Source organism: Mycolicibacterium insubricum (genome assembly GCF_010731615.1).
GTDB classification, from domain to species: Bacteria; Actinomycetota; Actinomycetes; order Mycobacteriales; family Mycobacteriaceae; genus Mycobacterium; species Mycobacterium insubricum.
Window position 1 is genome coordinate 3904685 of sequence record NZ_AP022618.1, and the last position, 15575, is coordinate 3920259.

General features: G+C 69.7%; 13 protein-coding genes. 5 read left to right on the forward strand and 8 right to left on the reverse strand.

The features are described from left to right. The first annotated feature begins 33 nt into the window (after window positions 1–33). Entirely contained in the window at window positions 34–1917 is a 1884-nt protein-coding gene (locus G6N16_RS18385; protein ID WP_110810704.1) for an ABC transporter ATP-binding protein, read from the forward strand. Here the strand turns inward: G6N16_RS18385 and G6N16_RS18390 are convergent. After that, window positions 1865–2986, reverse strand: coding sequence for an adenylate/guanylate cyclase domain-containing protein (locus G6N16_RS18390; RefSeq protein ID WP_083029133.1), 1122 nt, complete (start codon window positions 2984–2986; stop codon window positions 1865–1867). The genes G6N16_RS18385 and G6N16_RS18390 overlap by 53 nt on opposite strands. Before the next feature lie 33 nt (window positions 2987–3019). Continuing rightward, complete coding sequence (locus G6N16_RS18395; RefSeq protein WP_083029134.1) at window positions 3020–4417, reverse strand: amidase; 1398 nt, start codon at window positions 4415–4417, stop codon at window positions 3020–3022. Between the two features lie 56 nt (window positions 4418–4473). Here G6N16_RS18395 and G6N16_RS18400 point away from each other — a divergent pair, with 56 nt between their 5' ends. Next, the gene (locus G6N16_RS18400; RefSeq protein WP_083029135.1) at window positions 4474–4893 is read left to right on the forward strand and encodes an HIT family protein; all 420 of its coding nucleotides are present in this window, start codon (window positions 4474–4476) and stop codon (window positions 4891–4893) included. On the opposite strand, the gene G6N16_RS18405 is transcribed toward G6N16_RS18400, so the two are convergent. Then, the gene (locus G6N16_RS18405; RefSeq protein WP_083029136.1) at window positions 4890–5939 is read right to left on the reverse strand and encodes an LLM class flavin-dependent oxidoreductase; all 1050 of its coding nucleotides are present in this window, start codon (window positions 5937–5939) and stop codon (window positions 4890–4892) included. The genes G6N16_RS18400 and G6N16_RS18405 overlap by 4 nt on opposite strands. Window positions 5940–5977: 38 nt before the next feature. Continuing rightward, the gene (locus G6N16_RS18410; RefSeq protein ID WP_083029209.1) at window positions 5978–6820 is read right to left on the reverse strand and encodes a uracil-DNA glycosylase; all 843 of its coding nucleotides are present in this window, start codon (window positions 6818–6820) and stop codon (window positions 5978–5980) included. An 80-nt stretch (window positions 6821–6900) separates the two neighbouring features. On the opposite strand from G6N16_RS18410, the gene G6N16_RS18415 reads away from it, so the two are divergent. From G6N16_RS18415 to G6N16_RS18425, 3 genes are all read left to right on the forward strand, one after another. Next, on the forward strand, window positions 6901–8133 hold the full coding sequence (locus G6N16_RS18415; protein WP_083029137.1) for a multidrug efflux MFS transporter Tap: 1233 nt from the start codon (window positions 6901–6903) through the stop codon (window positions 8131–8133). An 11-nt stretch (window positions 8134–8144) separates the two neighbouring features. Further along, a complete protein-coding gene (locus tag G6N16_RS18420; RefSeq protein ID WP_083029210.1) occupies window positions 8145–9512 on the forward strand; it encodes an FAD-binding oxidoreductase in 1368 nt (455 codons plus the stop codon). 80 nt (window positions 9513–9592) lie between these two features. Further along, window positions 9593–10324: a siderophore-interacting protein gene (locus G6N16_RS18425; protein ID WP_083029138.1), complete on the forward strand. Its 732-nt coding sequence runs from the start codon at window positions 9593–9595 to the stop codon at window positions 10322–10324. 30 nt (window positions 10325–10354) lie between these two features. Here G6N16_RS18425 and G6N16_RS18430 read toward each other — a convergent pair whose 3' ends face one another. Genes G6N16_RS18430 through G6N16_RS18445 form a run of 4 tightly spaced genes read right to left on the reverse strand, consistent with a single transcriptional unit; the run spans window position 10355 to window position 15522 of the window. Further along, window positions 10355–10951: a TetR/AcrR family transcriptional regulator gene (locus G6N16_RS18430; RefSeq protein WP_083029139.1), complete on the reverse strand. Its 597-nt coding sequence runs from the start codon at window positions 10949–10951 to the stop codon at window positions 10355–10357. Next, window positions 10951–12186, reverse strand: coding sequence for a cytochrome P450 (locus tag G6N16_RS18435; protein ID WP_083029140.1), 1236 nt, complete (start codon window positions 12184–12186; stop codon window positions 10951–10953). The genes G6N16_RS18430 and G6N16_RS18435 overlap by 1 nt, the downstream gene beginning before the upstream one ends. 31 nt (window positions 12187–12217) lie before the next feature. Then, window positions 12218–13351, reverse strand: coding sequence for an acyltransferase family protein (locus tag G6N16_RS18440; RefSeq protein WP_083029141.1), 1134 nt, complete (start codon window positions 13349–13351; stop codon window positions 12218–12220). Further along, a complete protein-coding gene (locus tag G6N16_RS18445; RefSeq protein ID WP_234805704.1) occupies window positions 13351–15522 on the reverse strand; it encodes a DEAD/DEAH box helicase in 2172 nt (723 codons plus the stop codon). The genes G6N16_RS18440 and G6N16_RS18445 overlap by 1 nt, the downstream gene beginning before the upstream one ends. Window positions 15523–15575 lie beyond the last annotated feature (53 nt).

Consider the following 15575-nt stretch of genomic DNA (forward strand, 5'->3'; position numbering starts at 1 on the left):
GGGGAACGCGCCCGCAACCTGTCGGGCACCGCCATGCGGATGCTGCGCCGGCTGGCGCCGATGCGGTTCACGGTCATCGCGATCCTGGCGTTGTCGGTCAGCGGGATCGCCATCACCGCGATCAGCCCACGGATCCTCGGGCACGCCACCGATCTGATCTTCGACGGGGTGATCGGCGCCCGGTTGCCGTCGGGCATCGACAAGGCCCAGGCGGTGGCCGAGGCGCGGGCGCGTGGCGATGCCAACCTCGCCGACATGCTGTCGGCGATGAACGTCGTTCCGGGGCGCGGGGTGGACTTCACCGCCGTCGCGCACACCCTGTCCTGGGCGTTGCTGCTCTATCTGGTTGCCGCGCTGTTGATCTGGATCCAGGCCAGGTTGCTCAACGTGCTGGTGCAACGCACCCTGGCCGGGCTGCGTACCGAGGTCGAAGCCAAGGTGCACCGTGTCCCGGTGCGCTACTTCGACTCCCGGCCGCGCGGCGAGCTGATGTCGCGGGTCACCAACGACGTCGACAACATCGCCGTCTCGGTGTCGATGACGGTCAACCAGCTGCTGTCCTCGATGCTCACCCTGCTCACCGTGCTGGTCATGATGGCCACCATTTCCCCGATGCTGACCGCGATCGCGGTGGTTTCGGTGCCGCTCACCTTGTGGGCCAGTCGCGCGATCACCCGTCGTTCCCGCAAACTCTTTGCCGCGCAGTGGCGCAACACCGGTCTGCTCAACGCGCACGCCGAGGAGACCTACAGCGGGTACGCCGTCGTGTCGACCTACGGGCATCGACAGGCGGCACGGGAACGCTTCGCCGAGCGCAACGACGAGCTGTACCGCTCGGGCCTGGGCGCACAGTTCGTCTCCGGGCTGATCGGGCCCGCCACCACGTTTGTGGGCAATCTGAGCTACGTGGTGGTCGCGGTGGTCGGCGGAGTCCAGGTGGCCACCGGCCAGATCACCCTGGGCGGCATCCAGGCGTTCATCACCTACGTCCGGCAGTTCAACCAGCCGCTGAGCCAGATCGCCGGAATGTACACTCTGCTGCAATCCGGGCTGGCCAGTGCGGAAAGAGTTTTCGAGTTCCTCGACGAGCCGGAAGTCGACGAGCCGGAGGAGGACGCCGACGGCGGGGGTGCCCCGCCGGGGCCCGCGGGCAGCGCACCGCGGATCGAGTTCTCCGACGTCGAGTTCGGCTACCGCAGCGGCCGCCCGGTGCTGCGCGGGCTGTCGCTGACTGCCGAGGCCGGCAGCACCGTCGGGATCGTCGGCCCGACGGGTGCCGGAAAGACCACCGTGGTCAACCTCTTGATGCGATTCTATGATCCAGACGGCGGCCGGATCTACTACGACGGCGTAGACATCGGCGACGTCGACCGGGCCGAGCTGCGCTCCCGGATCGCGTTGGTGAGCCAGGACACCTGGCTGTTCGACGGCACCATCGCCGACAACATCGGCTACTCCCGACTGGGCGCCGGGCGAGACGAGATCGAGGCCGCCGCACGGTCGGCGTTCGTCGATCACTTTGCCGCGACGTTGCCCAAGGGCTATGACACCGCGGTCGGCGAAAGCACGCTCAGCACCGGACAGCGCCAGCTGATCAGCCTCGCCCGCGCGTTCCTGGCCCACCCCGACGTCCTGGTTCTCGACGAGGCCACCAGTTCGGTGGACACCCGCACCGAACTGGCCGTCCAGCGGGCGCTGACCGAACTGCGCAGGAACCGAACCTGTTTCATCATCGCGCACCGGCTCTCCACCGTTCGCGACGCCGACGCGATCGTCGTCGTCGAGGGTGGACGGGTGGTCGAATCCGGTCCGCCTGCGGCGCTGCTGGCCCGCGGCGGCGCCTACCGCGACATGGTGCGCCGGGCTACTGCGCCGGTTCGACCCGACGAGCCCGATACACCTTCGTATCGCCGCTGATCCCTTTGAGCCGACGGGCGCCGGCGAACGACCAGGTGAGGTCGTCGCGATCGCCCACCTGCTCCCGGAATGCCTCGGTGACCAGCACCGTATCCGGCCGGGCGGCGCTGGTGACCCGGCTGGCCAGGTTCACCGGACTGCCGAACCAGTCCCCGGATCGGCCGACCGCCGGCCCCCACGCCAGTCCGGTGCGAAGCCGCGGCAACCCCTCCTCCGCACGGGCCGCATCGGAGAGGTCGAGCATGGCCTTCAACAACAACAGTGGATCCGGGGACACAACCATCACCGCATCGCCGATGGTCTTGACCAGCCGCACCGGCGGATCGACGACGTCGCGGGCGATGTCGAACAGCCGCAGCGCCATCTGCTCGATCTGCTCCGGCGGCATCATCTCCCCCAGCCGGGTGAAGTCGACCAGGTCGGCGAATCCCACGGCGATGTCCTCGGCGCCCGGGGGGACGCCCTGGGCGCGTTCCTCCGCGCTGACCGCCCGGGTCCGCAGCACGTCGCGCAGTTTCACCATGAGCAGGCCGGTCACCATCGGCCCGACCAGCGGCAGCGAGGACTCCAGCAGCGTCTCCGACCGCTGCGCGACGTCCAATTCCGTTGCACCGGGGCGGATCACCAGGTTCAGCGCGGCGTTGCGCATCAACTCGGCGACCGGCGCCATCCCCTCGGCCAGAGTGCGTACCGTGCGGACGAGTTCACCGGGGCTCACGCCGAGCCTGACGAACTCCGCGATCTGCACGGCCGCCTCGCCGTCGGCGCGCAGGTAGACCCGCTCGTCGGGACTGTCGGTGTGCGGCAGCCCGATCGCTCGCAGCAGTCGTTCGGTCAACGCCAGATCGAGGTCGGCCCGCTCGGCGACATCGCGGACGCTGACGAGTTCACCGTCGTCACCGAAGATCCGTCGGGACACCAACAGCGTCGGGGCCACCGCCGAACGGATCTGTTCGACGGAGACCCCCTTGGTCAGCAGCCAATCGACCAGTTCGGCCCGCTCGGCACGAGCCGGGCCGGTAAGCCCGTCGAGCAGACCGGATTCCTCAATCGTGTGATCGTCGGCCACGGTAGTCAACGTACCGCCCGGGTATCGATCGGATCAGCTGATCGACGGTCGCCGCTGCGCCCAGGGCCGGTCGGCCTCGATCTCGGCACTCAAGGCCAACAGGGTGGCCTCGTCGAACGGGCGCCCCACCAACTGGATCGACAGCGGCAACCCGGCGCGGTCCAGGCCCCACGGCAGCACCGCGGCCGGCTGACCGGTGGCGTTGAAGACGGCCTGGTACGGCACCCGCGCGGCGACCAGTGACATCGTCGTGACGCCGCCGAGCCGACGGTAGGCGCCGACCTTCGAGGGCCCGGCCGCGCACCCCGGGGTGATGACCACATCGACGTCGTCGAAGATCGTGTTGATCCGGGCGGCGATCTCCGATTCGGCGGCGCGGACTTTGGCGATCAGCCGGTCGGAGATCAGCTGGCCGATCCGGGCCACGCCGCGGGTGCGCGAGTCGAGGCGTTCGGGGTGCGGCAGTTCCTGGACGGCGTCGTACACGCCGCGGTACATCCGGGGCAGGAAGTGGCCGTACACGGCGAACGTCGGGTAGTCGATTTCCCGCTCGGTCACATCGTGGCCGAGTTCGCGTAGCAAATCGCCGGCCTGGGCGACGGCCGCGCGCTGCTCATGGTTGCGGTGCGCGGTGACCAACGGCGGAACCTGGGTGCTCAGTGCGATCCGCAGCCGCTTGGGTGGTTGCGCCACGGCGTGCAGGAACCCGCCATCGGGACCGGGCATGGCGGGGTCGGATGTCACGTCCAGGAACAGCGCCGCGTCCTCGACGGTCCGGGTCAGAGGTCCCAGGTGCGCCAGGCCGCACCAGCCGTCGGTCATCGGCGCGGTCGGTATGCGGCCGCGCTGAGGTTTGATGCCGTACAGCCCGCACCAGGTCGCCGGGATGCGGATCGACCCGCCCCCGTCGGTCCCCAGCGCGAACGGCGCGAGGCCCGCGGCGACGGCCGCCGCGCTGCCGCCGCTGCTGCCACCGGGGGTGCACGATACGTCCCACGGGTTGTGGGTGGCGCCGAAGGAGACCGATTCGGTGAACGGCCACACCATCATCTCCGGCACCGCCGTCTTGCCCAGGATGATCGCGCCGGCCTCGCGCAGTCGGGTCACCACCTCGGCGTCGGCGGTCGCCGCCGGGCCGTGCGCGTTGCTGCCGAAGCAGGTCAGTTCCCCGGCCACATCCGTGTCGTCCTTGATGGCGATCGGCACGCCGAGCAGGGGCGCGCTTTCCCCCGCATCGAGGCGTTCCTGTGCCGCGATGGCGGCTTCCCTGGCGTGATCCGCCATCACCGTCCGGTAGGACCGTAGTTCCGGATCGAGCCGGGCGATGCGCTCCAGGTACAGCTCGATCAGCTCCGGAGCGGTGATCTCACCGGCCGCCAGCAGCCGGGCCTGTTCTGCGGCACCGGCAAACGCCACATCGATGGAATCCATGGCCCGAACATTAGTCGCGGTATCTGGACGCGGGCCGGGCATCTACGGTGGTCGGCATGTCTTGTGTGTTCTGCGCCATCGTCGCCGGCGAAGCCCCGGCGGTCCGGATCTACGAGGACGACGACTACCTGGCGTTCCTGGATATCCGCCCGATGGTCCGCGGCCACACGCTGATCATTCCCAAGGATCACCACATCGATCTGACCGACACCCCGGCGCCGGTGCTGGGCGGGATGATCGCGCTCGGCCAGCGGGTGGCGCAGGCCGCCCGGGTCTCCGGTCTGCACGCCGACGGTAGCAACGTCGTCATCAACGACGGAAAGGCGGCGTTCCAGTCGGTGTTCCACATCCACCTGCACGTCGCTCCGCGTCGCTTCGGTGACAAACTGCGGTTCGCCAAGGGGATGCTGCTGCGCCGGGATCCGGACCGCGAGGAGTCGGGGCGGCTGCTGCGCGAGGCGATGGCGGGGCTTTAGAGCAGTTCCTTGGCCAGCAGTTCCAGCGTCTGGATCCGCGCGGGCGCCGTCGCCGGATCGGTACCGCGCAGCGCGGAGCCGACGGGGTTGATCATCACCTCGTCGACGCCGAACCGGTCGGCCAGTTTCCGCACTGCGTCGGCCGCCTCGCCGGGGGCGCCGACGATCGCGGCGGCGCGGGCGGCCTCGACCGTCGCTCGTTCGACGGCGGAGAGCGCCAGCGCCTCGGCGTCCTCGACGAGGTAGATCGGCCGGATCGGTTTGCCGGTCCGCAGCCACGACATCATGATCAGGTTCGGCAGCAGCAGGCGCTCGGCCTCCTCCCGGGTGGGCGCCACCGAAGCGTTGACGGTCAGGAAGGTCACCGGTTCGGGTGTGGTCTCCGAGGGCACGAACTCGTCGCGGTACACCGCCAGTGCCTCCGCGGTACCGTGCCCGGAGAAGTGGTGGGCGAACACGTACGGCAGGCCCTTGGCGGCCGCCAGGTGCGCGGAGTACATCGACGACCCCAGCAGCCACATCCGCGGTTGCCCGTCGGCGACCGGGGTCGCCTTGAGAACGTAGTCGTCCCGGGAGCGCAGCGCGACGTGGGCACCGTGCGGACTCATCAGCGCGGCCACCTCGTCGAGATAGTTCGGGAACTCGTCGATGCGGCGGCGTTCGGCCTCCACGTCGACGGTCCAGCCGCGCATTGCCGCCGAGGTCACCGGATCGGAGCCGGGCGCCCGCCCGATGCCGAGGTCGATGCGCCCGGGTGCGGCGGCCTCCAGCAGCGCGAACTGTTCGGCGACGGCCAGCGGGGCGTGGTTGGGCAGCATGACCCCGCCCGACCCGAGTCGGATGCGGCGGGTCTGGGCGGCCAGATAGGCGATCACCACCGGTGGGCTGGTGGCGGCCACCGGCGGCATGTTGTGGTGTTCGGCCAGCCAGTACCGGGTGTAGCCCAGGTCGTCGGCGGTCTGCGCGAGCGCCACGGTGGCCGCCAGCGCGTCCGCGGTGCGCTGATCGGAGCGCACCGGGACCAGGTCGAGAACGGAAAGCTGCATGCCGGAGTGCAACAACGTGGGTCCCGGAATGTTCCCGTTCAGCCGGCGAGCGTGATCGCGGTGGCCATCACGTCGTCGATCATGGCCGGGGTGAGGCGCCCGGTGAACATGTTCTGCTGGCTGGGGTGGTAGCAGCCGAGCAGCTTCACGCCGTCGAGATCGGCGACGGCCCCGTGGCCGAATTTCGGTTTGGGCCCGTCGAGCCGATCGGCGAGCATGTGCAGCGCGACCTGCCAGGCGAAGCCGCCCAGGGCGATCACCACGCGGACGTCGTCGGCGATCAGCCGCCACTCCGCAGCCAGCCACGGATCGCAGGTGTGACGCTCGTCGGGCGTCGGCGCATTGGCCGGCGGAGCGCAGCGCACCGGTGAGCCGATCCGGACGCCCGTCGCCGTCAACCCGTCGGCGGCATCGAGGCTCTCCGGGGCGCTGACCAGCCCGGCCCGATGCAGCGCCGCGAACAGCTGGTCCCCGGAGCGGTCGCCGGTGAAGATCCGGCCGGTGCGGTTCGCGCCGTGCGCCGCGGGCGCCAGGCCGACGATGAAGATGCCGGGGTGCTCGTCGCCCCAACCCGGCACCGGGCGACCCCAGTACGGCTGACCGGCGAACGCCCGGCGCTTGTCGACGGCGACCTGCTCGCGCCAGGCGACCAGCCGCGGGCAGGCGCGGCACACGCTGATCTCGGCGTCCAGTTCGGCCAGGGTCGATGCCTTGCGGGCCCGTCGTGCCACCGCGGCCTTGGTGGTGGTGACCGGGGTGGTCACGTCCGCCGGGTCGCCGGGCCAGCCGGCACCGGGCGGCACCGGCGAGGCGAAGAGCTCTTCGGTCCGCGGGTGCGGCAGCAACCGGGGCTGTGCCTCCGTCAGGGGCTGTGGGTCCATCACGGTTGATTGTGCGCCCGTGCTCTGGGCGGGAAAACGGCTGGCCCCGGGTGATCGCGGCGGCTTAGCCTTCTCCTGCCATGAAACGCACCCGACGTCCGCTGCTGCTGTTGCTGTTCGCCACCCTGGCCGCCGGCGCCGGCAACGGCGTGACGATCGTCGCCTTCCCGTGGCTTGCCTTGCAGCGCAACGGTTCCGCAGCCGACGCCGCCGTGGTGGCGATGGCCGGAACGGTACCGCTGCTGGCGTCGACGCTGCTGGCCGGCGCCGCGGTGGACTACCTGGGCCGGCGACGGGTGTCGATACTTTCCGATGCGTTGTCCGGCCTGTCGGTGGCGATGGTTCCGCTGCTGGCTCTGCTGCTCGGCGATGGCGCGATCAACGTGGTGTCGCTGTCGGCCCTGGCCGCCCTGGGCGCGGTCTTCGATCCGGCCGGAATGACGGCGCGGATATCGATGGTGCCCGAGGCCGCCGAGCAGGCCGGCTGGTCGCTGGACCACGCCAACAGCGGCTATCAGGCGGCGTTCAACCTCGCCTATATCGTCGGGCCCGGTATCGGTGGGCTTCTGATCGCCACGCTCGGCGGGGTGCAGACCATGTGGGTGACCGCGGTGCTGTTCGCGGCGGCGATGCTGGCCGTCGCGGCGATCCGGCTGGCCGGGGCGGGCCTCCCCGACCGGGCGAAGCTGCCCGACCGGCTGTGGCCGGGGATCGTCGAGGGGCTGCGGTTCGTCTGGCACAGCCGGGTACTGCGCACGCTGGCCGCGATCGATCTGATCGTCAACGGGCTCTACGTACCGATCGAATCGGTGCTTTTTCCCAAGTACTTCACCGACCGCGACGAGCCTCGGCAGCTCGGCTGGGTGCTGATGGCGCTGGCCGCCGGAGGTCTCGTCGGGGCGCTCGGATACGCCGTGACCTCGCGTTACCTGGCTCGTCGCAGCACGCTGATCGTCGCCACCCTCACCCTCGGAGCGACGACGGCGGTGATCGCCTTCCTGCCGCCGCTGCCGCTGATCCTGGCGCTGTCACTGCTGGTCGGTCTGGTTTACGGGCCGATCGGGCCGATCTACAACTATGTGATGCAGACCCGGGCTCCGGCGCAGCTGCGCGGGCGGGTGGTGGGCGTGATGGGATCGCTGGCCTATGCCGCGGGACCGGTCGGCCTGATCGTCGCGGGCCCGCTGGCCGACGCCGCGGGGCTGACGGTGACCTTCCTGGCGCTGGCCGTGCCGATGCTGGTGGTCGGGTTGGTGTCGGTGGTATTGCCGCAGCTGCGGGAGCTGGACTCGCCTGCTCCAGACGGTCCGTAGGATTGCGTTCCGTGTCCAATCCGCAGATCACAGCCCTGATCGCCGAATTGCCCGACGGCGTCGTCGTCACCGACCCCGACATCGTGGCGTCCTACCGACAGGACCGCGCCGCCGACCCGGATGCCGGCACCCCGATGGCAGTGGTGCGCCCGTCCAACACCGAGCAGGTGCAGACCGTGTTGCGCTGGGCCACCGCCCACCGCATCCCGGTGGTGCCGCGTGGTGCGGGCACCGGCCTGTCCGGCGGCGCGACGGCCGTCGACGGCGGGATCGTGCTGTCGACGGAGAAGATGCGCGATATCACCGTCGACCCGGTGACCCGCACCGCGGTCGTGCAGCCGGGGCTGCTCAACGCGGAGGTCAAGGCGGCCGTCGCCGCGCACGGCCTGTGGTATCCGCCGGACCCGTCGTCGTTCGAGATCTGTTCCATCGGCGGCAATATCGCGACCAACGCCGGCGGGCTGTGCTGCGTCAAATACGGGGTGACCACCGACTACGTGCTCGGCTTGCAGGTGGTGCTGGCCGACGGCACCGCGGTGCGCCTCGGCGGTCCGCGGCTCAAGGACGTCGCGGGCCTGTCGCTGACCAAATTGTTCGTCGGCTCCGAGGGCACCCTGGGCGTCATCACCGAGGTGACGCTGCGGCTGCTGCCCGCTCAGCCGGCGTCCAGCACGGTGGTGGCTACCTTCAGCTCGGTGCGTGCGGCCTGCGACTCGGTGGTCACCATCACCGGGCGGATCCGCCCGGCCATGCTGGAGTTCATGGACGCCGTCTCGATCAACGCGGTCGAGGACAAACTCCGCATGGGGCTGGACCGTTCCGCCGCGGCGATGATGGTGGCGGCTTCCGACGAGCGCGGCGGCGCCGGTGCGGCCGACGCCGAATACATGGCCGAGGTTTTCGCCGAATACGGTGCCACCGAGGTGTTTTCGACATCCGACCCGGCCGAGGGCGAGGCGTTCGTCGTCGCCCGCCGGTACGCCATCCCGGCTGTCGAGGCCAAGGGTGCGCTGCTACTGGAGGATGTCGGTGTGCCACTGCCGGCCCTGGCCGATCTGGTCGCTGGGATCGAGGCGCTGGCCGCGCACCGCGACTTGGTGATCTCGGTGATCGCCCACGCCGGCGACGGCAACACCCACCCGCTGATCGTGTTCGATCCCACCGATGCCGACATGACTCGGCGCGCGGAGCTGGTGTTCGGCGAGATCATGGATCTCGCGGTCGGCCTGGGCGGAACCATCACCGGTGAGCACGGTGTCGGCCGGCTGAAGAAGCCGTGGCTGGCCGGTCAGATCGGGCCCGAGGCGATGGAGCTGAACCGCCGGGTGAAGAGAGCCCTGGACCCCGACGGCATCCTCAACCCCGGCGCCTTGATCTGAGACCTGGTCGCGCGCGCAGGGACCGAACCACCAGCCCCAAAGTAAGGGTACCCTTACTGTAAATTCGGGAAAGGGTGGCGATGGCGCAACACAGCACCTCACGCGGGCTGACCGGGTCGCTCGTGCGCCTGTGCGGCGGCGACGACCACACACTCACGGTGACCGGTCGCACCCAGCTCACCCCGCACTACCTGCGACTGCATTTCGACTCCGGTTCGCTGCTGCGGTCGCGCCCGGTGCACCCGACGATGTGGGTCCGCGGCTGGTTCCCCGACGGTCCCAAGGTGCACCAGCGCGGTTACACGCTGGTCAACCCGGATCCGGCCGGTGGCACCGTCGACATCGACTTCGCCATGCACGACGGCATCGCCACCCGCTGGGCACGTCACGCCGCACCCGGGGACACGCTGGAGGTCACCGTGCTCGGCAGCAGCTTCGCCCTGCCGCGCCCGGCTCCGGCGGGCTACCTGTTGGTCGGGGACACCGCATCGCTGCCGGCCATCAACTCGCTGCTGGCGGCCGTCGGCGAGACGCCGGCGTGGGTGTTCCTGGAGGCCGCCCACGATGACGATCGGGAGCTTCCGGTGCAGATCCCCGCCGTTGCCACCGGGACCGAAGTCTTCTGGGTGGACCGGCGCGACGACGGGCAGGTCCTCGTCGACACGGTCCGCGACAGCGCCTTCGACGCATCGGATCACTTTGCCTGGGTGGCGTGCGACACCCGCACCACCCGTCGCGTCGCCAAGATCCTGCGAGAGGAATTCTCGGTGCCACGCAACCAGATCAAGGCCCAGGCCTACTGGGCAGCCTGACCCCGTCGGCACGAATCAAGCGGCGGGCGGCTACCGAGTCGCCGGGGCCGGCAGCAGAACCGGCACCAGGAATTCCTCGATCATCGCGCGTTCCTCATCGGCGTCGCGCCCGGGCATGATCAGCAACGACGTCAGCGCGCGCAGCAACCAGCGGGCGCGTCGGTCGACGACATCGGCCGGTCCGGGAGCGCCGAGCGTCGTGACGAACGCGGTGGCCATCGCGACGATCACCGCGGACCCCTCGGCGATCTCGGCGCCCAGCGGCGGGCCGGCCGCGGCGAACCAGGACCGCAACGCCGGGTCGGCGCGCACCAGGTCCAGCGCGTGCAGGAATCCGGTGGTCAGCCGACGCCGCGGATCGTCGATTCCGGCGAGCTCAATTCCGAGGCGGCGGTGGACTTCTCGCGCCTGCCGGTGCACGTAGGCCGCGTGCAGGGCCTCGCGGTTCTCGAAGTACCGGTATAGGGTCGCCCTCGAACACCCCGCCGCCCGGGCGATGTCGTTCATCCCGACCGTCGCCGGGCCTTGGCGGGCGAACAGTTCGCCGGCCGCGGCCAGGATGCGTTCGGCACCGAGTTCGCCGCGCGATCCCGACAGCCAGTCCCCGCGACGTGCGGCCCCCGTCATCAGAGCACCGTGAACGGGACCGACAGCGGACGTCGCACGTAGCCACCGCCGGCCCAGGTGATTCCGTCCTCATCGACGCTGAATTCCGGGCAACGAGACAGTAATTCGGTGAGTGCGACGCGCGATTGCATCCGTGCAGCCGCCGCCCCGAGACAGTGGTGCGCACCGTGGCTGAAGGTGAGGATGTTGCGCGGATTGCGGGTGACGTCGAGTTCACCGGCGTCGGGACCGTACTGGCGTTCGTCGCGGTTGCCCGAGCCGTAGAGCAGCAGCACCTTGCGCCCCGCCGGGATGGTGGTGTTCTCAACGGTGACATCGCAGGTGGTGGTGCGGGCCAGACCCTGTACCGGTGAGGTGAGGCGCAGGAACTCGTCGACGGAATCCGGTATCAGATCCGGGGTTTCGACCAGCAGTCGGCGTTGATCGGGTCGCTGGTGCAACAGTTGCACGGTGCCGCCGAGCATTCCGGTGGTGGTGTCGTTGCCGCCGGTGACCATGGTGAAGGTGAACGCAAGGATGGCCAGGTTCCCGGCCAGGTCGGCGTCGTCGGCACCGACGCCGCCGGCCACCAGATGCGAGACGGTGTCGTCGCCCGGGTCGGTGCGGCGACGGGCGATCAGCCCGGTGAAGTAGCCCATCATCTCGCCCAGGGCCGCGCCAAGGGTCTCCAGCGCCGATCCGATGCCGCCCTCGGAAGTGTTGGCGGCGACGATCGCCTCGGTCCAGCCGTCGAACTGGTCGCGGTCCTCCTCGGGTACCCCGAGGTAGTGCGCGACGACCATCGACGGCAGCGGCTTGAACAGTTCGGCGACGATGTCCCCGCCGCCGTTGGCGCGCAGGCGTTCCAATCGCTGCACCACGAATGCGCGGACCTTGGGTTCGACCGCCTCGACCTGGCGCGGCGTGAATCCACGGGATACCAGTCGCCGGAACGCGGTGTGCGCCGGCGGGTCCTGCATCACCATCGGCGGGTTGTCCTGCAAGCCGATGAGTTCGAGTTCGCGGTAGTTGACCGTCAGCCCGGACGCCGAGGAGAACCGCTGGTGGTCGCGTGCCGCGGTGAAGATGTCCTCGTGCCGGGACAGCACGTAGTAGTCGTCCTCGGGGCGGTCGGCGGGGACGACGCGGTGGACGGGGTCGTGGTCGCGCAGCGCCCGGTACATGGGCCAGGGATCGGCCCAGCTGTCGGCATGGCAGAGCTCAAACCGCGCCTCGTGAGACACACCAGTTATCATGTCTCAGTATTGGGGCGTTTGACGGGAAATGTCAATGACGGACGTCGACGGCGCTCGGCACCGGTGTCTCGTCGCGCACCCGGGTGAGCCGGTGCAGCAGCCAGGCCACCGGAATGGTCAGCGCCATCGTGGTGAAGAACAGCTGCGTCATCGAACCGGTGTAGACCGGCTTGTGCAGGATCTCGACCATCGCGATCTCCATCAGCACCAGGTGCACCAGGAAGATCTCGTAGGAGATCTCACCGAGCCAGACCATCGGCCGGCTGCCGAGAAACGCCGCGTACCAGCCCCGGTTGCCCAGTGCCAGCGGCGCGATCAGCAGCACCGAGATGATGGCGTAGAAGGCGATCTTGAACAGCGCCTCGTAGAGCTGTTTGGGCGACGTCGTGGGCTCGCCGGCGATCGGCGTGGAGACCACCAGGTAACACAGCAACGCCAGCGGCACCGCGACGAATCCGTACCCGCGGGCTCGCACCTGGGCCAGCACGGTCAGCACCATCCCGCCGAGGAACCACACCAGATACGTCGGCGGCCACAGCCGGGCAGCCTCGGGCAGCCAGTCGACGGTGTGGAACAGCACCAGCCAGGCCGGGGAGATCAGCGAGAGCGCGCCGATGCCGGCCAGCAGCAGCCCCGGACGCCATTGACGACGGCACAACAGCACCATCAGCACATAGGCGATGGTTGGCAACAGGATGTAGAACCCGACCTCGACGGCCAGGCTCCACATCTGGGTCATCCCCTGATGCAGGAAATCCGAATAGTTTTCGGTGTAGATCTGGGTGAGGGTGAGGTTGCGCAGCAGCCCCATCCAGGTATGGCCGGGATTGGGCTGCACATCGCGGAAGTGATAAACGATGTAGGCGGCGATCACCGTCACCGCATACGGCGGCATGATGCGGCGCACCCGGTGCCAGGCATAGCGCCGCAGCGACGGGTCCGGTCCCCCGGTGGCGGCGGCCTTGACCCACGGCCGGAACAGCAGATAGCCCGACAGCGCGAAGAAGATCGGCACACCGATCTCCATCCGGGACAGAAACAACCCCCGGTAGTCGGTGGTGTAGTTACCCGTCGTGTAGGCGGCGTGGGTGGCGACGACCAGCAGCGCGGCGACCGCGCGAATGCCCGTCAGCGAGTCGACCCGCTGGGACACCGGCGCGAACATCAGTGCTTCTTGTTTTTGAACGATTTCTTGTCCGGTTTGCCGTCCTTGGACCACGGCGCCTTGCCGCCCCGGCCGGCCCGCTCGCCTGCACTCGAGCCGGAGCCCGACGACCAGTCGGACTTGCCGGAGCCCGACGACCAGTCGGACGTGCCGTCCTTGTGGTGGCCGCGTTTGCCCGAAGCACCGCGGTCCCGATCCTTGCCGCGGTCCCGGTCGCGATCCGGGCCCCGGCCGCCGTCGCGGCTGAACCCGCCGCCGGTGTCGGGGCGCAGGTTGATCGGCACACCCTGGATACGGGTGTTGCGCAGCGCCTTGACCGTCTCCGGCGGCAGCTTCGGCGGCAATTCCACCAGGGAGAAGTCCATCCGGATGCTGATGTGGCCGAAGTCGCTGCGGTGCAGACCGCCCTCGTTGGCCAGTGCGCCGACGATGGCACCGGGCATCACCTTGTGCCGTTTGCCGACGTCGATGCGGTAGGTGGCGTAGCCCTCCCCCGGGCGGCGCACCGGGCCCCGATCGGAACCGTCGCGCCGGTCCCGCTCGCGGCGCGGCGGCGGGGGCGGCTCGGGGGACATCAGGAATTCCCCACCGTCGCGGGTCTGCAGCGCCAGCGCCGCCGCGATATCGGCCATCGGGACGTCGTTCTCGCGCTCGTAGTCCTCGATCAGCCGGCGGAAAAGCTCCAGGCCGGGGGCGCTGAGCGCCGAGGTGATCGAGTCGCGGAACTTCGCGACGCGCTGCGCGTTGACGTCGTCGACGGTCGGCAGCTCGGCCTCGACCAGCTTGGACCGGGTGGCCTTCTCGATCGCCTTGAGCAGGTGGCGTTCCCGCGGTGACACGAACAGCACGGCGGTACCGGACCGTCCGGCGCGACCGGTCCGGCCGATGCGGTGCACATAGGACTCGGTGTCGTGCGGGATGTCGTAGTTGAGCACGTGGCTGATCCGGTCGACGTCAAGACCGCGGGCGGCGACATCGGTGGCGACCAGGATGTCCAGGCCGCCGTCCTTGAGGGCGGTGATGGTGCGTTCCCGCATGGACTGCGGGATGTCGCCGTTGATTGCCGCGGCAGAGAATCCGCGGGACCGCAACCGGTCGGCCACCTCCTCGGTGGCCTGCTTGGTCCGGACGAAGACGATCATCGCCTCGAACGGTTCGGTCTCCAGGATCCGGGTCAGCGCATCCATCTTCCGGGGTCCGGCGACCTGGATGTAGCGCTGCGAAATATTCTCCGCGGTGGCGGTTTTCGCCTTGACGGTGACCTCGACCGGGTCGTGCAGATATTTGGTGGTGATCTTGCGGATGGCCGGCGGCATGGTGGCCGAGAACAGGGCGACCTGCTTGTACTCGGGGGTGTCGGCCAGGATCCGCTCGACGTCCTCGGCGAAGCCCATCTGCAGCATCTCGTCGGCCTCGTCGAGCACCAGGTAGTCCAGCTTCGACAGGTCCAGGGTGCCGCGCTCCAGGTGGTCGATGACCCGCCCGGGGGTGCCGACGACGACCTGCGCGCCGCGGCGTAGTCCGTTGAGCTGCACGGTGTAGGACGAGCCGCCGTAGATCGGCAGCACGGTCAGGCGCGGCAGGTGCGCGCTGTACCGGCCGAACGCCTCGGCGACCTGCAGCGCCAGCTCTCGGGTCGGCGCCAGCACCAGGGCCTGGGTGGCCGAGCTGGTCGGGTCGATCTTCGACAGGATCGGCACCGCGAACGCCGCGGTCTTGCCGGTGCCGGTCTGCGCCAGCCCGACGACGTCGGATCCGGCCATCAGCGCCGGGATGGTGGCGGCCTGGATCGCCGACGGGGTCTCGTAGCCGACGTCGGTCAGCGCGCGCAGCACGTCGGGGTGGATCCCGAGGTCGGCGAAGGCGGGTTCGCCGTCGAGCGCGGGAGCCGCAGCGGGTGCGACGGCTGCGGGTTCGGGTGCGACGGGCTCGGGTGCGACGGGCTCCGGCGCCGGCTCTTCGGCAACGGGCTCGTCGGCAACAACGGGCTCATCCGCCACGGTCTGAGGTTCGACGGGCTCGGCCTCAACGGCCGGGGCGGGCTCGGCCTCAACTGCGGGCTCAACGGCCTCGGCGGGCTCGGCCTCGGTGGCAGGCTCAACGGCCTCGCCGGGTTCGGCCGGCGGGGCGGACACAGGTTCGCCGGGAAACTCCGGCTGGGACTCGGTCATCGGGGCAAAAGTCTAGTCGCAGCCCAGGCCGTCCCGCCCCCTCGGTGAGAAAC